The 20341-nt window shown below is 72.0% G+C and carries 18 protein-coding genes and 1 pseudogene; 15 read left to right on the top strand and 4 right to left on the bottom strand.

Features of this window, described 5'->3' with window-relative positions:
• The first annotated feature begins 41 nt into the window (after positions 1–41).
• The 13 genes from QOL88_RS02690 to QOL88_RS02630 all read left to right on the top strand — a co-directional run bounded on the left by QOL88_RS02690 (position 42) and on the right by QOL88_RS02630 (position 13335).
• Complete coding sequence (locus tag QOL88_RS02690; protein ID WP_097214902.1) at positions 42–2060, top strand: beta-galactosidase; 2019 nt, start codon at positions 42–44, stop codon at positions 2058–2060.
• 109 nt (positions 2061–2169) lie between these two features.
• Positions 2170–3729 carry a glycoside hydrolase family 53 protein gene (locus tag QOL88_RS02685; RefSeq protein WP_097222828.1) on the top strand — a complete coding sequence of 520 codons (1560 nt, stop codon included), beginning with the start codon at positions 2170–2172 and terminating at the stop codon, positions 3727–3729.
• A 188-nt stretch (positions 3730–3917) separates the two neighbouring features.
• A complete protein-coding gene (locus QOL88_RS02680) occupies positions 3918–4175 on the top strand; it encodes an ArsR/SmtB family transcription factor (RefSeq protein ID WP_097214901.1) in 258 nt (85 codons plus the stop codon).
• Positions 4176–4224: 49 nt separating this feature from the next.
• Complete coding sequence (locus QOL88_RS02675) at positions 4225–5253, top strand: SMP-30/gluconolactonase/LRE family protein (protein ID WP_097214900.1); 1029 nt, start codon at positions 4225–4227, stop codon at positions 5251–5253.
• A gap of 147 nt (positions 5254–5400) precedes the next feature.
• A complete protein-coding gene (crcB, locus tag QOL88_RS02670) occupies positions 5401–5856 on the top strand; it encodes a fluoride efflux transporter CrcB (protein ID WP_097214899.1) in 456 nt (151 codons plus the stop codon).
• A complete protein-coding gene (locus QOL88_RS02665) occupies positions 5853–6233 on the top strand; it encodes a DUF190 domain-containing protein (RefSeq protein ID WP_283445871.1) in 381 nt (126 codons plus the stop codon). The genes crcB (QOL88_RS02670) and QOL88_RS02665 overlap by 4 nt, the downstream gene beginning before the upstream one ends.
• The gene (gene crcB / locus QOL88_RS02660) at positions 6230–6577 is read left to right on the top strand and encodes a fluoride efflux transporter CrcB (protein ID WP_097214898.1); all 348 of its coding nucleotides are present in this window, start codon (positions 6230–6232) and stop codon (positions 6575–6577) included. Before QOL88_RS02665 ends, crcB (QOL88_RS02660) begins: the two co-directional genes overlap by 4 nt.
• Before the next feature lie 81 nt (positions 6578–6658).
• Positions 6659–7495, top strand: coding sequence for an undecaprenyl-diphosphate phosphatase (locus QOL88_RS02655; RefSeq protein ID WP_097214897.1), 837 nt, complete (start codon positions 6659–6661; stop codon positions 7493–7495).
• Between the two features lie 175 nt (positions 7496–7670).
• The gene (locus tag QOL88_RS02650; protein WP_097214896.1) at positions 7671–8348 is read left to right on the top strand and encodes a FadR/GntR family transcriptional regulator; all 678 of its coding nucleotides are present in this window, start codon (positions 7671–7673) and stop codon (positions 8346–8348) included.
• Complete coding sequence (locus QOL88_RS02645) at positions 8345–9787, top strand: amino acid permease (protein WP_097214895.1); 1443 nt, start codon at positions 8345–8347, stop codon at positions 9785–9787. Before QOL88_RS02650 ends, QOL88_RS02645 begins: the two co-directional genes overlap by 4 nt.
• A 32-nt stretch (positions 9788–9819) precedes the next feature.
• Complete coding sequence (locus QOL88_RS02640; RefSeq protein WP_097222827.1) at positions 9820–10836, top strand: asparaginase; 1017 nt, start codon at positions 9820–9822, stop codon at positions 10834–10836.
• Positions 10837–10958: 122 nt separating this feature from the next.
• Complete coding sequence (gene aspA, locus QOL88_RS02635) at positions 10959–12368, top strand: aspartate ammonia-lyase (protein ID WP_097214894.1); 1410 nt, start codon at positions 10959–10961, stop codon at positions 12366–12368.
• A 34-nt stretch (positions 12369–12402) separates the two neighbouring features.
• A complete protein-coding gene (locus QOL88_RS02630; RefSeq protein WP_179878745.1) occupies positions 12403–13335 on the top strand; it encodes a glutaminase in 933 nt (310 codons plus the stop codon).
• Between the two features lie 27 nt (positions 13336–13362).
• Here QOL88_RS02630 and QOL88_RS02625 read toward each other — a convergent pair whose 3' ends face one another.
• A complete protein-coding gene (locus QOL88_RS02625; protein ID WP_097214893.1) occupies positions 13363–14124 on the bottom strand; it encodes an alpha/beta fold hydrolase in 762 nt (253 codons plus the stop codon).
• A 163-nt stretch (positions 14125–14287) separates the two neighbouring features.
• Here QOL88_RS02625 and mptB point away from each other — a divergent pair, with 163 nt between their 5' ends.
• Both mptB and QOL88_RS38565 read left to right on the top strand, forming a co-directional pair.
• Positions 14288–15682, top strand: a complete 1395-nt coding sequence (mptB, locus tag QOL88_RS02620) for a polyprenol phosphomannose-dependent alpha 1,6 mannosyltransferase MptB (protein WP_097214892.1) — start codon at positions 14288–14290, stop codon at positions 15680–15682.
• Positions 15679–17064 carry a glycosyltransferase 87 family protein gene (locus QOL88_RS38565; protein ID WP_097214891.1) on the top strand — a complete coding sequence of 462 codons (1386 nt, stop codon included), beginning with the start codon at positions 15679–15681 and terminating at the stop codon, positions 17062–17064. The genes mptB and QOL88_RS38565 overlap by 4 nt, the downstream gene beginning before the upstream one ends.
• Positions 17065–17123: 59 nt before the next feature.
• On the opposite strand, the pseudogene QOL88_RS02610 reads toward QOL88_RS38565, so the two are convergent.
• The 3 genes and pseudogenes from QOL88_RS02610 to QOL88_RS02600 all read right to left on the bottom strand — a co-directional run.
• Positions 17124–17876 (bottom strand): annotated as a pseudogene (locus QOL88_RS02610) (D-alanyl-D-alanine carboxypeptidase family protein); the annotation flags it as partial.
• Between the two features lie 173 nt (positions 17877–18049).
• The gene (gene rho, locus QOL88_RS02605) at positions 18050–19192 is read right to left on the bottom strand and encodes a transcription termination factor Rho (RefSeq protein WP_257027411.1); all 1143 of its coding nucleotides are present in this window, start codon (positions 19190–19192) and stop codon (positions 18050–18052) included.
• Between the two features lie 264 nt (positions 19193–19456).
• Positions 19457–20284, bottom strand: a complete 828-nt coding sequence (locus tag QOL88_RS02600) for a class I SAM-dependent methyltransferase (protein WP_097214888.1) — start codon at positions 20282–20284, stop codon at positions 19457–19459.
• Between the last annotated feature and the right edge of the window lie 57 nt (positions 20285–20341).

Raw genomic sequence — 20341 nt, 5'->3', positions numbered from 1 at the left:
TGTGTGCACGTTCCCACTTTTCGACGACCGGGAGACCATCCATGCCGGAGACCACCCCCAGGGGCCTCACCAGGCTCGCCTTCGGCGGGGACTACAACCCCGAGCAGTGGCCGGAAAGCGTCTGGCAGGAGGACGTCCGGCTGATGCGGGAGGCCGGCGTCACCCTGGTGAGCGTCGGGATCTTCTCCTGGGCCCTGCTGGAGCCCGCACCGGGGCGCTACGACTTCGGCTGGCTCGACCGGCTCCTGGACCTGCTGCACGAGCACGGCATCCGCGTCGACCTCGGCACCCCCACCGTCGTACCGCCCGTCTGGTTCTACCGGGCCCACCCCGAGGCGCTGCCGGTGACCGCCGAGGGCGTGCGTTACGAGTTCGGCTCCCGGGCGGCCATCTGCCACAGCAACGCCGACTACCGCGAGGCCGCGGCCTCCATCACGCGGAAGCTCGCCGAACGCTACGGCGACCACCCGGCGCTGGCGATGTGGCACGTCCACAACGAGTACGGCGTCCCCGTCTCCGCCTGCTACTGCGCGTCCTGCGCCGCCCACTTCCGCCGCTGGCTGGCGACCACGTACGGCACGGTCGACGCGGTCAACGAGGCCTGGGGCACGGCCTTCTGGGGCCAGCGCTACGGCGACCTCGAGGACATCAATCCGCCCCGGCTCACCCCCGCGGCCGTCAACCCCGCCCAGGCGCTGGACTACAAGCGGTTCGCCGACGCCACCATGCGCGAGAACTTCCGCACGGAACGGGACATCCTGCACCGCCTCTCGCCGGGCGTCCCGGTCACCACCAACTTCATGACGGCGCTGAGCCAGTGCGACTCCGTCGACTACTGGGCCTGGGGCCGCGAGGTCGACCTCGTCACCAACGACCACTACCTGATCACCGACGGCCGCCGCACCCACGTCAACCTGGCGATGGCCGCGGACCTCACCCGGTCCGTCGCGGGCGGCGCCCCCTGGCTGCTGCTGGAGCACTCCACCTCGGGCGTCAACTGGCAGCTCCGCAACCCCGCCAAGGCCCCCGGCCAGATGGCCCGCAACTCCCTCGCCCATGTGGCGCGCGGCTCCGAGGGCGCCCTGTTCTTCCAGTGGCGCCAGTCCCGGCGCGGCGCCGAGAAGTTCCACTCGGCGATGGTCCCGCACGGCGGCACCGACACCCGCGTGTGGCGCGAGGTCGTCGAACTGGGCGCGTCCGTCGAGGCGTTGAGCGAGATCCGCGGCACCCGCACCGAGGCCGACGTGGCCGTGCTGTGGGACTGGCACTCCTGGTGGGCGCAGAACCTCGACTGGCGCCCCAGTGTCGACCACGACGCCCGCGAGCGCGCCGACGCCTTCTACGAGGCCCTCTACGACCGCCACCTCACCGTCGACTTCGCCCACCCGGAAGCCGACTTGTCGAGGTATCCCCTTGTCGTCGTACCGGCCCTGTACCTCATGACGGAGGCGGCCGGGCGCAACCTGACGGCGTACGTCGAGAACGGCGGCACGCTCGTCGTCTCGTACTTCTCCGGCATCGTCGACGAGCACGACGCCGTCCACGAGGGCGCCTACCCGGGCCCGCTGCGGGACGTCCTCGGCCTCACCGTCGAGGAGTTCTCCCCGCTGCTGCCCGGAGAACGAGTGCGCGTCACCGGCCCGGACGGGACCGAGCTGGCCGCCGACGTGTGGACGGAGTTCGTGGTGCCGCGCGGCGCGCAGACCGTCCTGACCTACGCCGACGGCCTCACCGCCGGTCTGCCCGCCGTCACCCGGCACCGTCTGGGCGAGGGCACCGCCTGGTACGTCTCCACCCGGCTCGGCGCCGACGGCCTCGACGCGCTGCTCGGCCGGGCGGGCGAGGACGCGCGGCTCGCCCCGCGCGATCTGCCCCGGGACGTCGAAGTGGTCCGGCGCACGGGCGCGTCGGGCACCTACTTGTTCGCGGTCAACCACACCGGCTCGGACGTCAAGGTGCCGCTGGAGGCCGCCGGCACCGAGCTGCTGACCGGTGAACCCGCCACGGGCCGCCTGGCCGTCCCGGCCGGAGCCGTCCGGGTCGTCCGGCTGGACGGCTGAACCCACTCCCTCCGCCCCCGCGTGCCACGAGCCGCGGGCGAAGGGCCCTCACCTGTCCCCGGGTGAGGAGCACCTCCCCACCGCCACGTCGAAGGGACGACGGACGACGATGTTCCATCCCAGACGCACCCTCAGGGCCCTGCTGCTCCCGCTCGCCGCGGGCCTCGCCCTCACCGCCCTGCCCGCCGGCACCGCCCACGCCGCGAGCACCCTGGCCAACGGCGGCTTCGAAGCCGACGGTGCGGGCGCCGCGATCCCGAGCGGCTGGTCCGAATACGGCGACACCGGCGCCTCGTTCGCCGAGTCCGGCGGCCACTCCGGCAGCCACCGCCTCAGCCACTGGTCCTCGTCGGCCTACAAGGTGGAGACGTACCAGTACCTGTCCGGACTCACCAACGGGAACTACCGGCTCACCGCCTGGGTCCGCTCCGGCGGCGGGCAGAAGTCGGCGTACCTCGCGCTGAGGAACTGCGGCGGCGCCGAACAGCGCACCGACCTGCCGGTCTCGGCAAGCGGCTGGCTCCGGATCGTCGTGCCGGTCCAGGTGACCGCCGGTCAGTGCACGATCAGCGTCAACAGCGACGCGAACGCGGGCAACTGGATCAACGTCGACGACCTGACCTTCACGTCCGGTACATCCGGTACGTCGATCAAGGGTGCCGACGTCTCGTCGCTGGCCAAGAGCGAGGCCAAGGGCGGCGTCTACCGCAACAGCTCGGGCACCGCCGCCGACCCCCTGGCCGTCCTCAAGTCGAACGGCATGAACTACGCGCGTCTCAAGGTCTGGGTGAACCCGGCCGACGGCTACAACGACAAGGCCCGCGTCCTGGCCACGGCCAAGCGCGTCAAGGCACAGGGCATGAAGCTGCTGGTCGACTTCCACTACTCGGACTTCTGGGCCGACCCGGGACGCCAGGACAAACCCGCCGCCTGGTCCGGACACGGTTACGGCCAACTGAAGACGGACGTGTACCACCACACGTACGACGTGCTGAACGCCCTCAAGGCGCAGGGCACCGCCGCCGACATGGTCCAGGTCGGCAACGAGATCAACGGCGGCATGCTCTGGAACGAGGGATCCACCTCCAACTGGACGCAGCTGGCCGGTCTGCTCAACTCCGGCTACGACGCCGTCAAGGCGGTCAGCTCCGCCACCACCGTGGCCCTGCACCTCGCCGAGGGCGGTGACCTGGAGGGCACCCGCTGGTGGTTCGACAGCGCCCGCTCCCACGGCGTGAAGTTCGACGCGATCGGCCTGTCGTTCTACGGCTACTGGCACGGCACACTGGCCGACTTCCAGACGACCCTCGACGACGCGTCCGCCCGCTACGGCAAGCCGGTCTTCGTCGCCGAGACCGCCTACCCGTTCCGCCTGGACAGCGAGGACGCGCACCCGAACATCATCGACACCAGCGACGAACTCGTCGCCGGCTACCCGGCGAGCGTGGCCGGTCAGACGCGGTGGATGAACGACATGATGAGCATCGTGGAGGCCGTCCCGAACGGCCGCGGGCTCGGCGCCTTCTACTGGGAGGCGACCTGGACCGCGGTCGGCGGCAACGGCTGGGACCCGACCGACGCGGCGTCCGGCAACGCCTGGGAGAACCAGGCGCTGTTCGGCTACGACGACCGGGCGCTCTCTTCGATGTCCTGGTTCCGGCACCGCTGAGTCCACCGGGGGTGGGGCCGCCCGGCTTCCCGGGCCCCGCCCTCTCCTCGCTCGTCTGTCCGAACTCCGCTCCCCAGCGGGGAAGTTCGATATCGGTCAACGCTGCCGAAGCACGGACGCGGCGGCGTCGGCTGCGAGACAGTGGGAAGACGCGGTGAGAGGGCGAAGCCGCGAGGCAGGGGCACGACATGCTGAGGACACCCACGGACGAGACGCGGCTGCGCATCCTGGCCTGGCTGAAGGAACCCGGTCCCGCGGCGGACGGTGTCACCGCGGACGCCGTCGCCGAGCGGTTCTCGATGCCGCGCCCGGTCGCCGTCACCCATCTGCGGCTGCTGGAGGCGACCGGCATGCTGCGCACCAGCAGGTCCGCGGGCCGTGTGCGCTACCACCGCGACGACATACGGATCGCGGAAGTCGCCCGGATGTTTGAGAAGGGCTGGTAGGCGACCCGGTACACCGGTATCGCCCCCGATGGTGAAGGACACACGCGCAATGGACCGTCCCACGGCACTCGTACCCCGCCACTACGTCGCCGTGGGCCCCGGCCCCGAGGACGTGGTCGCCGACCCGCGCGGCCGTGTCCTGACCGGCGTCGCGGACGGCCGCATCCTGCGCCTCGACGCCCTCGCCGACCCGGTCGCGGCCCGCGTCGAGGTGGTCGCCGAGACCGGCGGCAGGCCGCTCGGGCTCGAACTCCTCCCGGACGGCGACCTGCTGGTGTGCGACGCCGAACGCGGACTCCTGCGCGTCGACACCGGCGACGGCACGGTCCGGATCCTCGCCGACTCGGTGGCGGGGGAACCACTGCGCTTCTGCAGCAACGCCGTGGCCCTCTCCGACGGCAGCGTCTACTTCACCGTGTCCAGCCGCCGTTACCCGCTGGAGCAGTGGATCGGCGACATCGTCGAACACACCGGTACGGGACGGCTGCTGCGGCTCGCCCCCGGCGGCGTCGCACCCGAGGTGGTGCTGGACGGCCTGCAGTTCGCCAACGGCATCGCCGTCGGCGCGGACGAGTCCTTCCTCGTCGTCGCCGAGACCGGTGCCTGCCGGCTGCTGCGCCTCTGGCTCACCGGGCCGAAGGCCGGGCGGAGCGAACCGTTCGCCGAGAACCTCCCGGGCATGCCCGACAACCTCTGGCGCGGCGCGCCCGACGGACCGATCTGGGTCGCGCTCGCCGGGCCCCGCGTCCCGGCCCTCGACCTGTTCCACCGCGGCGCGCCCGGCGTCCGCGCCGCCGCCGCGCGCCTGGCCGTACGCGCCCCGTTCCGGCCCACCGGCGCGATCGCCGTCCAGGCCTTCGACGACGAGGGCCGCGTCGTGCACCACCTCGCCCGACGCCGCTCCGGCTACCGCATGCCCACCAGCGTCTGCGAAGCGGGCGGCCACCTGATCCTCGGCAGCATCTGGGAACGGGGCGTGGCGGTCTGCGAGCCGCCCGCGGCGAAGTGGCCCGCACCGCGGGTATGGCGGTCTGCGAACCACCCGCCTCGGAGTGACCCCGCCCCGCCCCGGGGTTAACCTGAACTCCGGCCGCGACCCCGTCGCGGCGCGGCGGTGGGGCCCGCCGTACCCGAACCGCGGCAAGGACGCCGCCAACGGTCCCTACTTGCGACGGCACGCGCCCGTACGACCCCGGGCCCCGGCGAGTAGGAGACGAACCAGCCCATGACATCCCCGGAAAGCCTCCGCGTCGCGGCGACCACCCGCCACCCGTCGCCCTGGCGTGCCCAGGCGCCCGTCGTCGCGGTCGTCTCGCTCGGCGGGGGAGTGGGCGCGACCGCCCGGTACGCGGCCTCCCTCTGGTGGCCCACATCCCCGGGCGGATTCCCCTGGACGACCCTCGGGATCAATATCGCCGGCTGCGCCGTGATCGGCATGTTCATGGTCGTCATCACCGAGATCCGGACCGCCCACCCCCTGGTCCGGCCCTTCTTCGGCACCGGAGTCCTGGGCGGCTTCACCACCTTCTCGACATACGCCGTCGACATCCAGAAACTCATCGACGGCGGCCGTCCCGGCACCGGGCTGGCCTACCTCGCCGCGACCCCGCTCGCGGCGCTCACGGCGGTGTGGCTCGCGGCCGGGACGACCCGCCGCGTCCTGAAAGCGAGGCGACGATGACGAGGCTGACCGGCAGGGCCCTGCGCCTGACCGTTTTCGTCGGCGAGCGCGACACCTGGCACCACAAGCCCCTCTACGCGGAGATCGTCCACCGCGCCCACGCGGCGGGACTCGCGGGGGCCAGCGTCTTCCGCGGCATCGAGGGCTTCGGCGCCTCCTCCCTGATCCACACCTCGCGGCTGCTGTCCCTGAGCGAGGACCTGCCGATCGCCGTGGTGATCGTCGACACCGAGCCACGTGTCCGCGCGTTCCTGCCGCAGCTCGACGAACTGCTCCCCGAAGGGCTGGTGACCCTCGACGACTGCGAGGTCATCCGGTACGCCGAGCGGGACGACCCGCCCGGCGCAACGCACCCGAAGGGTAAGAACTCGTTGTGAACTGGCTGCTGGTCGTCGGCGGCGCCCTGGTCGGCGCCCCGCTGCGCTATCTCACCGACCGGGCGGTCCAGGCGCGGCACGACTCGGTCTTCCCCTGGGGCACCTTCACGGTGAACGTCACCGGCTCCCTGGTGCTCGGCCTGCTCACCGGAGCCGCCACCCACCTCCAGCTGCTGCTCGGCACCGGCCTGTGCGGGGCCCTGACGACCTACTCGACGTTCTCCTACGAGACGCTGCGGCTGGCGGAGACCGGGGCGCGTCTGCAGGCCGCGCTCAATGTCGCGGTCAGTGTGACGGCCGGTGTCGCCGCGGCCTTCGCGGGGGTGGCACTGGCGCGTCTGTGAGGCGCGTCCATGAGATCCGTTCTCGTCCGGGTGTAGTAAGACGGTCCCCTCCGCTCCCGCCCCCGAAAAGAACTGGATCCCATGAGCGTCATCAGCGTCGGTCAGGCCGTCGTCCTCGGAGCCGTCGAGGGGGTGACCGAGTTCCTGCCCGTCTCCTCCACCGGGCATCTGAAGATCGTCGAGGGACTGATGGGGATCCCCGTCGACGAGGACGCGGTGGTCGGGTTCTCGGCCGTCATCCAGGTCGGCGCGATCGCCGCGGTGCTCGTGTACTTCTTCAAGGACATCGTGCGGATCGTCTCCGCCTGGGGGAGGGGCCTGCGCGACCGCGAGGAGCGGTACCACCACGACTACAAGTTCGCCTGGTGGGTCATCTACGCGACCATCCCGATCGTCGCCGTGGGACTGGCCGCCAAGCCGCTCATCGAGGGCCCGCTCGCCTCGCTGTGGGTCGTCGCCGGCTCGCTGATCGTCGGTAGCGGCGTGATGTGGGCGGCGGACCAGATGGGCCGGCACAAGCGCGGCGAGGACGACACCTCGTTCAAGGACGCGATGCTGGTCGGCAGCTCCCAGATCCTCGCCCTGCTCTTCCCCGGCTTCTCCCGCTCCGGCGCCACCATGTCCACCGCGCTCATCCTCGACCTGGACCGCGTCGCCGCCACCCGCCTCTCCTTCTTCCTCGGCATCCCCGCCCTGACCGGCGCCGGCCTCTACGAGCTCAAGGACGCCCTGGGCACCGGGGTGGGCGCCGCCCCGCTCGCCGTCGGCACGGTCGTCTCCTTCGTCGTGGCGTACGCCTCCATCGCCTGGCTGCTGAAGTTCGTCGCCAAGCACTCGTTCAACGCGTTCGTGATCTACCGGATCGTGGTGGGCGTGCTGCTGTTCGGGCTGCTCGGAGCGGGTGTGCTGAACGGTTGAGTGGTCTGCCGGGAGGCGCCGTCGGCTGTCTGCGGCGCCATCGTGGCTAGTCGCGCAGTTCCCCGCGCTCCTTGGGGGCCACCCCTTGACAGCAGCTTCCGTCGGCCGGAGTATCACTCCCGTGAACCTGTCAGACAGCCGGACAGCCGGACAGCCCGTGCGGCGCGTCAGTGCCATGGAAGCGGTGCTGGCGAACCTGCGCGGCGCCATCGAACGGGGCGAGTACGCCATCGGCGACAAGCTCCCCTCCGAGGCGGAACTGTGCCGCACCCTCGAGGTCTCGCGGCCGGTGCTGCGCGAGGCGCTGCGGGCACTGCAGACCATGGGTCTGACGGTGTCCAGGACCGGCAAGGGCACCTTCGTCGTCGCCAGCACCGTCGAGGACCCCACCTTCGGGGACTACGCGGCCAGCGACCTGCTGGAGGTGCGCCGCCACGTCGAGATCCCGGTCGCCGGGTACGCGGCCCGGCGCCGCACCCCGGAGAACCTCGACCACCTGGCCCACCTGCTGGACCGGATGGAGCGGGAGACGGACACCACCGCGTGGGTCGCCATGGACACGCTGTTCCATCTCGCCGTGGCCGAGGCCGCCCAGAACCCGGTCTTCCGCCGGGTCATCGAGGAGATCCGGGACGCGCTGGCCCGCCAGTCGGCCTTCCTCAACGAGCTGGGCGGCCGCCGCGAGCAGTCCAACCGCGAGCACCGGGCGATCGTCGAGGCGCTGATCGACGGTTCCGAGAACGACGCGGTGGAGGCCATGGCCCACCATCTCGACCGCGTCGAGACGACCCTCACCGACATCGTGCGTTCATCGCGCACGGACACCCCCACGGAAGGCGGACCCGAGGCGTGAGTGAGCAGTCCCTGCACAATGAGGTGCAGAAACGTTCCGTCCATGTCGATGCCGGAGACGAGGGCTACAGCAAGTCCCTGAAGTCCCGGCACGTCAACATGATCGCCATCGGCGGAGCCATCGGCACCGGCCTCTTCCTCGGCGCGGGCGGACGCCTCGCCGACGCCGGCCCCTCCCTCTTCATCGCCTACGCGGTCTGCGGCCTCTTCGCCTTCCTCGTCGTGCGCGCCCTCGGCGAACTCGTGCTGTACCGGCCCTCCTCCGGCGCCTTCGTCTCCTACGCACGCGAGTTCATGGGGGAGAAGGGCGCCTACACCGCCGGCTGGATGTACTTCCTCAACTGGGCGACCACCGGCATCGCCGACATCACCGCCGTCGCCACCTACACCCACTACTGGGGCATGTTCTCCGACATACCCCAGTGGGTGATCGCGCTGATCGCCCTGGCGGTCGTCCTCACCGTCAACCTGATCTCGGTGAAGATCTTCGGCGAGCTGGAGTTCTGGTTCGCGATCGTCAAGGTCGGCGCGCTGCTCGTCTTCATGTGCATCGGCATCTTCCTGCTGGTCACCCAGCACCCCGTCGACGGCCACACCCCCGGCCCGTCCCTGATCGGCGACAGCGGCGGCGTCTTCCCGCACGGCCTGCTGCCCATGCTGCTGATCGTCCAGGGCGTCGTCTTCGCCTACGCCTCCGTCGAGCTGGTCGGCGTCGCCGCCGGTGAGACCGAGAACCCCGAGAAGATCATGCCGAAGGCGATCAACTCGATCATGTGGCGCGTCGGCGTGTTCTACGTCGGCTCGGTCGTGCTGCTGTCGATGCTGCTGCCGTGGAACAAGTACACCGCCGGCGAGAGCCCCTTCGTGACGGTGCTGTCCAACATCGGCGTCCCGGCGGCCGGCGGCGTGATGAACCTCGTCGTCCTCACGGCCGCCATGTCCTCCCTCAACTCCGGCCTCTACTCCACCGGCCGCATCCTGCGCTCCATGGCCATGGCCGGATCCGCGCCCAGGTTCACCTCCGTGATGAGCCGCAGCCAGGTCCCCTACGGCGGCATCCTGCTCACCAGCGGCATCTGCGTCCTGGGCGTCGGACTCAACTTCGTCGTGCCCGCCGAGGCGTTCGAGATCGTGCTGAACTTCGCCGCGATCGGCATCCTCGCCACCTGGGGCATGATCATGGTCTGTCACCTCCTCTTCTGGCAGAAGACCCAGAAGGGCGAGCTGACCCGCCCGGGCTACCGGCTCCCGGGCTCCCCCTGGACCGAGGTCGTGACGCTGGCCTTCCTCGCCTCCGTCCTGGTCCTCATGTACGCCGACGGCGGCGCGGGACGCACCACCGTGCTCTGCCTGCCGCTGATCGTCGGAGCCCTGGTCGTCGGATGGTTCGGCATCCGCGGCCGTATCGCACGCAAGTCCACCACCGGAACCGACGCGTGAGGAACGCGCCGCTCCACGAGAAGCAGGCAGTGATGTTCAGCAGTTCACTCGCGGACGCACCCCTTGTCCGTGAACCCGTCCACGCCCCCGTCGCCCACCTCATCCGCGACGGAATCGTCGAAGGCATCCACTACGGCTCCGTCGTCGTCCTCGACGCCGACGGAGAGGTCCGGCTCCAGATCGGAGACATCGAGGCCGCCTTCTACCCGCGCTCCGCGATCAAGCCCGTCCAGGCCGTGGCCATGGCCCGGGCCGGGCTGCCGCTCGACGGCGAGCTGCTGTCCCTGACGGCGGCCAGCCACTCCGGCGAGGAACGCCACCTCGCCGGCACCCGGCGCATCCTCGAACTCGCCGGACTCACCGAGGACCACCTGCGCAACGTCCCGGACCTGCCGTTCGACCCGGTCGTCCGGGACGCCTGGGTGCGCGAGGGCCGGCTGCCCTCACGGCTCGCCCAGAACTGCTCCGGCAAGCACGCGGCGATGCTCTACACCTGCGCCCTCAACGGCTGGCCCCTGGAGAACTACCTCGACCCCGGCCACCCCCTCCAGCAGGCCATCGCCGAGATCGTCGAGGACCTCACCGGGCAGCGCATCGCCCGGGTCACCGTCGACGGCTGCGGCGCGCCCCTGTTCTCCGTCTCCCTGCACGGCCTCGCCCGGGCCACCGCCCGGATCGCCACGGCCGCGCCGGGCACGCCCGAGGCCCGGGTCGCCGACGCCATGCGCGAGCACGCGGAGATGGCCTCCGGATCCGGGCGGGACGTCGCCGCGCTGATGCGGGCCGTGCCGGGGCTGTTGTCCAAGGACGGTTTCGAGGGCGTGCAGGTGGCCGCGCTGGCCGATGGGCGAGCTGTTGCGGTGAAGATCGCGGATGGTGCGAACCGGGCTCGTGTGCCGGTGGCCGCTGCGGCGCTGGCCTGGGCGGGCGTCGACCCGGAACTGCTCACCGAGTTCCAGGGCGAGCCGCTGCTGGGCGGTGGCCGGGAGGTCGGGCGGGTGCGGCCCGTTCGTTCGCTGGAGCCGCTTGCCGGTGCTGCCCGCGCCTGACGATGTGCCGGATCCTGCCGTCCGGCGGCTGCGAGGCGCATGTGGCCGGTCGCGCAGTTCCCCGCGCCCCTGACGGGGCGCGTATCACCCTCACTTCCCTCAGAAAGAGGACCCTCACCGTCATGACCGCCGCCACCCGCTCCGAGCACGATCTGCTCGGTGACCGCGACGTTCCCGCCGAGGCGTACTGGGGTGTGCACACCCTGCGGGCCACGGAGAACTTCCCCATCACGGGCATGCCCATCTCCGCCTACCCGCACCTGATCGACGCCCTCGCCGCCGTCAAGGAGGCCGCCGCCCTCGCCAACGAGGAACTCGGCCTGCTGGACCCGAAGAAGGCCGCCGCCATCGTCGAGGCCTGCCGGGAGATCCGCGACGGCAAGCTGCACGACCAGTTCGTCGTGGACGTCGTCCAGGGCGGCGCCGGCACCTCCACCAACATGAACGCCAACGAGGTCGTGGCGAACCGGGCGCTGGAACTGCTGGGCCACGACAAGGGCGCGTACGGGTTCCTGCACCCCAACGAGGACGTCAATCTCGGCCAGTCCACCAACGACGTCTACCCGACCGCCGTCAAGATCGCGACGGTGTTCGCGGTGCGCGGGCTGCTCGACGCGATGTCCGTGCTGCAGGACACGTTCGCCCACAAGGCCGTCGAGTTCCGCGACGTGCTCAAGATGGGCCGCACCCAGTTGCAGGACGCGGTGCCCATGACCCTGGGTCAGGAGTTCTCCGCGTACGCCGTCATGCTGGACGAGGACCGGGCCCGGCTCGCCGAGGCCGTCCAGCTGATCCACGAGATCAACCTCGGCGCGACCGCGATCGGCACCGGCCTCAACGCGCCCGCCGGGTACGCCGAGGCCGCCCGCCGCCACCTCGCGGCCATCACGGGGCTGCCCCTGGTGACGGCGGCCAACCTGGTCGAGGCGACCCAGGACTGCGGCGCCTTCGTGCAGATGTCCGGCGTGCTCAAGCGCATCGCGGTCAAGCTCTCCAAGAGCTGCAACGACCTGCGGCTGCTGTCCTCCGGGCCGCGCGCCGGCCTGGGCGAGATCAACCTGCCGCCCGTGCAGGCCGGTTCGTCCATCATGCCGGGCAAGGTCAACCCGGTGATACCCGAGGTCGTCAACCAGGTCGCCTTCGAGGTCATCGGCAACGACGTCACCATCACCATGGCCGCCGAGGCCGGTCAGCTCCAGCTCAACGCCTTCGAGCCGATCATCCTCCACTCCCTGTCGGAGTCCATCACGCATCTGCAGAGCGCGTGCCTGACCCTGGCCGAGCGCTGCGTCTCCGGCATCACCGCCAACACCGAGGCGTTGCGCACGAGCGTCGAGAACTCCATCGGCCTGGTCACCGCTCTCAACCCGCACATCGGCTACACGGCCGCCACCGACATCGCCAAGGAGGCCCTCGCCACCGGCCGGGGCGTGGCCGAACTGGTCCTGGAGAAGGGCCTGCTCCCCGCCGAGACACTCGCCGGCCTGCTGCGCCCCGAGGTCCTGGCAGGCAGCGGCCAGGCCCTGGTCTGACCCACGAGAGCGCACCGGGACCGGCGGAGGGACAATGGCGATCATGACGTCGACGACGACCTTCCAGCCGGTCCTGGAGCGCATCGCCGAGGAGATGGAGCGGACCCCCGGCCGCGGCAGGCCCGCCGACTACATCCCGGCGCTCGCCGCCTGCGACCCGCGCCGCTTCGGCATGGCCGTCGCCGACCTCGACGGCACGGTGTACGGGGTGGGGGACTGGCGGCAGCCGTTCTCCGCACAGTCCCTCACCAAGGTCTTCACCCTCGCCCTCGACCTGTCCCGCGAGGGTGACGCCCTGTGGGAGCACGTGGGCCGCGAGCCTTCCGGCAACCCCTTCAACTCCCTGGTCCAGCTGGAGTACGAGAACGGCATCCCCCGCAACCCGTTCATCAACGCGGGCGCCCTCGTCGTCACCGACCGGCTGCACACCCGTACCGGCGACGCCTCGGGCGAACTGCTGGCGTTCCTGCGGGCGGAGAGCGGCAACCCCGGCCTGGCCTTCGACGAGGACATCGCCGCCTCGGAGACCGCCCACGGCGACCGCAACGCCGCGCTCGGCCACTTCATGGCGTCGTACGGCAACATCGACAACCCGGTCCCGTTGCTCCTGGAGCAGTACTTCCGGCAGTGCTCGGTCGCCGCGTCCTGCGCCGACCTCGCCCTCGCCACGGGCTTCCTGGCCCGACACGGCATCCGCGCCGACGGCAGCCGCCTGCTCACCCTCAGCCAGGCCAAGCAGATCAACGCGATCATGCTGACCTGCGGCACCTACGACGCGGCGGGCGACTTCGCCTACCGGGTGGGCCTGCCCGGCAAGAGCGGCGTGGGCGGCGGCATCATCGCGGTCGTACCCGGCCACTGCACCCTGTGCGTGTGGAGCCCGGGCCTGGACGAGCGGGGCAACTCGGTGGCGGGCGTGGCGGCGCTCGACCGCTTCACCACCCTGACGGGTCTGTCGGTGTTCTGACCAGGGTGCCATTCCGTCCGGGAACGCTCAGCCGAGGAACTCCTCCAGCATCGGCAGCAGCAGATCCGCGCGCTTCATGAGCGCCATGTGCGTGGTGTCGGGCAGCACCGCCAGCCGGGCGTCGGGGATCAGGTCCCGCATCTCGGCGGCGTGCTCGACGCGCAGGAAGTCCGTGTCGCCGAGCACCAGGAGCGTGGGCGCCGCGAGGACCCGCAGGTCGTCCGCGGTCCAGGGCAGCGGGGCGTGCGCCGCGGTCCCGCACTTGGCCATGAAGGCATCGAAGTGGCCGGGATCCGGCGCGACGGCCGCGTAGGCCTCGGCCATTTCCTGGAAGTCCGCCCGGCTCGGCAGCCGCGGTGAGGCGTACTCGGGGTCCCGGACCTCCTCGTAGTAGCCGTCCTGCCGGTAGTGCGTGGCGGCGAGGACCAGCCGCCCCACGCGCTCGGGGTGGCGCACCCCCACTTCCAGGGCGGTGAGGCCGCCGAGGCTGAAGCCGAGGAAGTCCGCCCGGCCGATGCCCAGCTCGTCCAGCAGGCCGACCACGTCCGAGGCGAGGTCCGGCACGCTCATCTCCCGCTCGATGTCGGCGGTGTGCCCGTGGCCCTGCAACTCGGGAGCCAAGACCCGGCGCGTGGCCGCGAGGGCCGGCAGGACGGCCCCGAAGGACAGGCCGATCGTGAGCACCCCGCCGTGCAGCAGCACCAGGGGCCGCCGCCCGTTGTCGGGGCCGTGCAGCTCGTAGTACATCTCCAGGCCGTTGACCTTCGCGTATGCGGCGGCGGTGGTCATGGGATCACGTCCGTTCGTCGGTGCGCTGATGCCGGTAGGACTCCCACCGCGGCGGGAACTCATCGGCCGGTGATCACCGGCCGGTCACGAGCAGGCCGCCCTTCGGAGAGGGGCGCGTCCCCTTTCGGCCATCCGCCGTTGACACGCTGCCCGAGTGTTGGCCATGGCTTTCCCCGTCGATCTCCGCCGCTGCCAGGTACTCGGCCTGGCCGGCACCGCGTGCCTCGCCCTGGGCGGTGAGACGGCCGGTGCCCTGCCCGTGGAGGACCTTCTCCACCCGGCCTCCGCCCGCGCCGCTCTCGGCCTGGTCGGTGTGTACTTCGGCGTCGTCCTGCTGATCGCGGCCTGGTTGCTGCTGGGCCGGCTGGTCCGCGGGCCGAGACCACCGCGGCCCCGCTCCCTGCTGCTCGTCCTCGCCACCTGGGCGGCCCCGCTGCTCATCGCCCCGCCGCTGTTCAGCCGCGACGTCTACAGCTACCTCGCCCAGGGGGCGATGGTCCAGGCACACCTGGACGTCTACGCGCACGGGCCGGACCGGCTCGGCGGTCCGCTCGCCGACGAGGTCGCCCCGCTCTGGCGGCACACCGGCGCTCCGTACGGCCCGGTGTTCCTCGCCGTCGCGGCGGCGCTGTCGGGTCTGACCCGCGGCGAACTGCCCGCCGGACTGTTCGGGATGCGGCTCGTCGCCCTCGCCGGCGTGGCCCTGATGGCGGCAGCACTGCCCCGCCTCGCCCGGCACAGCGGCGCCGACCCGTCCGCCGCGCTGTGGCTGGGCGCCCTCAACCCGCTCGTCCTGCTGCACCTGGTCGCGGGCGCCCACAACGACGCCGTCATGCTCGGCCTGCTCGGCGTCGGCCTGGTCGCCGCGCTCGGCCGGTGGCCGGTCCTCGGTGCCGTACTCGTCGCTCTCGCCGCCCTGGTCAAGGCGCCCGCCGTGCTCGGCCTCGCCGCCGTCGTCGCCCTCCAGGTGCGCGCGGGCCGCAGCCCGGTGAAGGCCCTCGTGACGACCACCGTGGCGGCGGCGGGGACCACCGTCGCCGCCACGGCCGTGGCCGGCACCGGATACGGCTGGGTCGGCGCCCTGAACACCCCCGTCTCCCCCCGGAACTGGGCCCTGACCACGCTCCTCGGCCGCGCCACCCGGGCCCTGCTGGAGCACCTCGGCAGCGATCTCGCGCCCCTGGCCGTCCCCGCCTGGCACGCGCTGGGCATCGTGGCCGCCGTGATCGCGATCGCGCTGATCTGGCTGCGGCTGCGCCTCAGGCCGGTGTACGCGCTCGGCCTGTCCCTGGCGGCGGTGGCCGCGCTCGGGCCGGCGATCCGTCCCTGGTACGCCCTGTGGGGCCTGTTTCTCATCGCCGCCGCCGCGCCGAGTACGTCCGTACGCCACCGCACGGCCGCCGTCACCGGCGTGCTCGCGCTGAGCGTGCTCCCCAGCGGGGGCCCGGCGGACACGGGCCAACTCGTGCTGGCCGTCTCCGGCGGCGCACTCGCGGTCGTCGTGCTGTGGCAGGCACGCCAAGCCGACCTCGCTCCGGCGCTGGGACGCGCGGCATGACCCCGGCCCTGCCCCGCACCGACCGGGGCCGACTGCTGCTGGTGCTCGCCCTCGCCACGCTGGTGACGGTCTTCACCGCGACCGTGCCGCTGCTGCGCGACTGGTTCGACCTGCGCGTCTACTACGGCAGCATCGACTCCTGGGTCCATCACGGCGGCCGTCTCTACGACTACCGGGTGCCCGGCACGACGTACGGCTTCACCTACCCGCCGTTCGCCGCGGTCGCCATGCTGCCGATGGCCCTGCTGGGGCTGCACACCGCGATCGCCGTGGCCCTGCTGCTCAACCTGGCGGCCCTGGCCGTGATCCTGCGGCTGCTCGCCGGACCGGATCGGCGGCGTCACGGCTGGTTCGGCTGGGCGCTGACCGCCTGTCTGCTGGCCCTGTTCGAACCGCTCCGTGACACCATCGGCTTCGGCCAGGTCAACTTGTTGCTGCTGGCGCTCGTCCTCACCGACGCGACGCTGCTCGCCACCGGGCGCGGCCGCCTGGCGGGCGTCGGCATCGGTCTCGCGGCGGCGATCAAACTCACGCCCGCGCTGTTCATCGGTCTGCTGCTGGTGGCCGGACGCCGGCGCGCGGCTGCCGTCGCCACGGCCGTGGCCCTCGGTGCCACGGCCCTCGCCGCCTGGGTGGACCCGGACACCTCGCGCTTCTACTGGACAAAGGCGCTGTGGGACACCGGCCGTGTGGGACGCCTCGGTTACGTCTCGAACCAGTCGGTGCAGGGCATCCTGGCCCGGCTCGGCGAACCGGACCGCGCGGTGTGGGCCCTGGCGGTGCTGCTGATCCTCGGCGTGTGGGCGGTGCGGGCCCGCCGGGCGGTCGCGGCGGGGGACTGGACGGCGGCGTTCGCCCTGACCGGTCTCGCCGCCTGTCTCGTCAGCCCGATCACCTGGGTGCACCATCTCGTGTGGCTGCTGCCCTCCTTCGCCGTGCTGGTCCGCGCGGGGCGCCTCCGGGTGGCGGGCGCCCTGTACGCCGTGCTGTGCACGAGCGTGGTGTGGCTGTGGTTCGACGACGCGTCCGGGGTCGACGGGTTCCTGGGCAGCAACACCTACGCCTGGATCACCCTGGGCCTGCTGCTGTGGCTGCCGGTGGGTCAGCTCCGCCGGGGTCTGCGGACCGGAAGCCGCAGCACCAGCACCACGACCGCCGCGCCCGTACCGGCGGCGCCCGCGATCATCCCCGCCTCCGTCCAGACGGACCCGTGCTCTTCGGGCACGGCCGCCGCGACCGCGGGCGGCGTCGTCGCGGCCGGCCGCGCGGACGTGCCCGGCGTGCCGAGCGAGCCCACCGCCTCGACCCTCCCGGCCGACAGGAAGCCCCAGTCGAGCAGCGAACGGGCCTCCTCGTACACGGCGGACCCGCCGCCGTCCTGAGGGTTCATCACCGTCACGACCAGGGTGCGCCCGTCCCGGCGCGCCGCGGCGACGAGCGTGTTGCCCGCCTTGCTGGTGTAGCCGTTCTTGATGCCGATCAGCCCCCGGTACGGCTTCACCCCCTTGGCGCCGCTCAGCAGCCGGTTGGTGTTGAGGATCGGGTACGACAAGTCGCCACCCCCGGGGAACCTGGCCTCGACGGTGGCGCAGTACCGGGCGAAGTCCGGGTTGCGCAGCCCCACCCGGCCGAACACCGCCAGGTCGTACGCCGACGACACCTGGCCCGGTGCGTCGTAGCCGTCGGGTGACACCACGTGGGTGTCGCGGGCGCCGAGGGACCGGGCCTTGGCCTGCATCCGCCGGGCGGTGACCTGCCAGCCGCCGTTGAGCTCGGCCAGGACGTGCACGGCGTCGTTGCCCGAGTTGAGGAAGACACCGCGCCACAGATCGGAGATCCGGTACGTCCGGCCCTCGGCGACCCCGACCAGGCTGCTGCCGGCACCGATGCCCCGCAGCTCCCGCTCGCGGACGGTGTGCCGGACGCCGGCGGGCAGCCCGGGCAGCACGGTGAGGGCGAACAGGGTCTTCAGGGTGCTGGCCGGAGGCAGCTTGCGATGCGCGTTGTGGGCGGCGAGCACCTCTCCGGTACGGGCGTCGGCCACCAGCCAGGACAGCGCGGAGACCTCCGGGAGGCGCGCCACTGCGGTACGCGGGCGGACCTGGGTGCCGGGTCGGTACAGCAGCGAGGGGTGCGGGGCCGCGGCCCTCGGCCCGCCCGGCGGAGTGGGCTCCGCCCCGCCGGAGTCGGCCATCGCCGTAGGCATCAGCGTCAGCAGCCCCGCCAAGCCGAGCGTGCCGGCCGACACGGCCACCCGGGAAGAGAATCCGATGATCATACGATCAAAGTAGAAAACGGACATGCTCCTCATGGCGACGACGGGGCCGCGCGGCGCGCGCCGGCACCCGGATGGCTGATCTCCGCGCGTCAGCCCCCGGGCAGCGTCGGCTGGACGCGCCGCAGGAACGTCGCGTTGTCCGGCGTCTCGCGCATCCGCTCCAGGAGGGTCTCCAGACCGCCCTGCCCGTCCCGGCCCCGCAGCACGCGCCGCAGGCCGTGGACGGCCGCCAACTCGGCCGGCCGCAGCAGGAGTTCCTCGCGGCGGGTGCCGGAGGGGGTGATGTCGACGGCCGGGAACACGCGGCGCGACGCCGGGTCACGGCTCAGACGGAGCTCCATGTTGCCGGTGCTCTTCAGCTCCTCGAAGTAGAAGTCGTCGGCCCGGGAGCCGGTCTCCACCAGGGCGGTCGCGAGGATCGTGAGGGAACCGCCCTCCTCGGCCGACCGGGCGGCGCCGAAGAACCGCTTGGGCCCGGTCAGCGCGGACGCGTCGACGCCGCCGGTGAGGATGCGGCCACCGGAGGCGGCCGCGTTGTTGTGCGCCCGGCACAGCCGGGTCAGCGAGTCGAGGAGGACGACGACGTCCTCACCGGCCTCGACGAGCCGCTTTGCGCGCTCGATCACCAGGTCGGCGAGCGCGATGTGTTGTTTGGCGCTGCGGTCGAAGGTCGAGGCGTACACCTCGCCCTGCACGCAGCGCCGCATGTCCGTGACCTCCTCGGGCCGCTCGTCGAGCAGCAGCATCATCAGCCGGCACTCGGGATGGTTGCCGGTGACGGCGGCGGCGAGCTGCTGGAGGAGGACGGTCTTGCCGGTCTTGGGCGGGGCGACGAGGAGCCCGCGCTGGCCCTTGCCGACGGGGGCGATCAGGTCGACGACGCGTCCGGCCAGCCCGGCGGCCGGGTGCTCGAGGCGCAGCCGTTCGTGCGGGTGCAGCGGCGTCAGGTCCCGGAAGTGGCGCCGGCCGCGCGGGTCCCCGGGCGTACGGCCGTCGACCCGCGCGACGTCGGTCAGGCCGCGCCGGTCGCCGGTCACGCCCTCGACGAGGTCGCCCTTGCGCAGGCCGTACCGGCGGATCAGCGCCGGGGAGACCACGGCGTCTGCGGGTGTGGGCAGGCAGTTCTCGCCGCGCAGGTGCCCCTTCCCGTGCGCGTCGATGTCGAGGACGCCGGACACGGTCCGGGCGGGGGACTGCTGCTGTACGGGTGGGTTTTCGAGTGTGGTGGTCATGGTGGTGGGTGTCCTTTCACGGACGGCAGGCAGGAGACGTGCGAAGGGGAGGGAGGGAGAGCCGCGAAGGGAGGGCCTGTGGCGCGCTTCCGGGCGGCGGGGGAACAGCACCTCGGATACGACGAACACGTCGTGGTGCTGGAAATGAGGGAGAGAGATGAGGAACCGGCACCGGCGCCCACAGAGAGAGGGGCGTGCACGAGTGCTCTTGGCAATGTACCACTGAAACCGGCGGATGTGGGCCGGATACCTCGGCGGGCTGGATCAGCGCGTGGCCAGCAGCCCGTACAGCAACGGGATCCGCGGCTCGGGCAGGCGCCACCAGCCGGACTCCGTACGGACCATCTGCGGCCAGCGCGGCCAGGGAAGTTCGTCACCTTCCCGCAGCCGCCGCACGGCGAATCCTTCATCCGTCAACGCGTTGAGGACCTCGCCCATTCCGTGCATCCACTCGTAACTGTCCGTGGCGCCCTCGACGGCCGGGCCGTCGGTGTAGGTGTGGGTCCCGTTGCGGTGCACCGCCCCGGCGCCGCCCAGGTAGTCGTGACGCAGGAGCAGCTCAGGCCCCTCGCCCGGGGCGGGCTTCGGTCCGAGCGCGTTGAGCAGGGGATGGAACTCGACGACGTACAGCCGGCCGCCCGGGCGCAGGAGCCGGCCGACGGTCTGCGCCCACCGGCCCAGGTCGGGGAGGTAGCACAGGGCGCCCTTGCCGGTGTAGACGACGTCGAACCGCCGCTCGTCCAGGGCCTCGACGGCGTCGTACACGTTCGCCCGGACGTACGTCACATCGGCGCCGGCCTTCGCCGCGATGTCCTGGGCGGCCGCCACGGACGCCGCGGAGAAGTCGAGACCCACGGCCCGGGCGCCGCGCCGGGCGAAGGCGATGGTCTCCGTGCCGAGGTGGCACTGCAGGTGCAGCACGTCACGCCCGGCCAGCTCGCCGAGGTCCTCCCACTCGAACGGGGCGAACCAGCGCTCGGGATCGAGGCCCTGGTCGAGGCCGTAGAAGCGGCTGGCGAGATGGACGGGCGTGCGGGCGTCCCAGTTCGCCTGGTTGGCCCGCATCAGCCGGTCGTGCTCGGCGGACGTCATGGGGACATCCAACCCTGAACCGGCCCCGAGCGCCGGGAGAACGCGGGAAACGGATCT

This window comes from Streptomyces sp. Ag82_O1-12 (assembly GCF_900182715.1).
Lineage (GTDB): Bacteria > Actinomycetota > Actinomycetes > Streptomycetales > Streptomycetaceae > Streptomyces > Streptomyces massasporeus.
The sequence above is the reverse complement of the archived record's forward strand: the minus strand, read 5'-3'. Positions and strand labels throughout refer to the sequence as shown.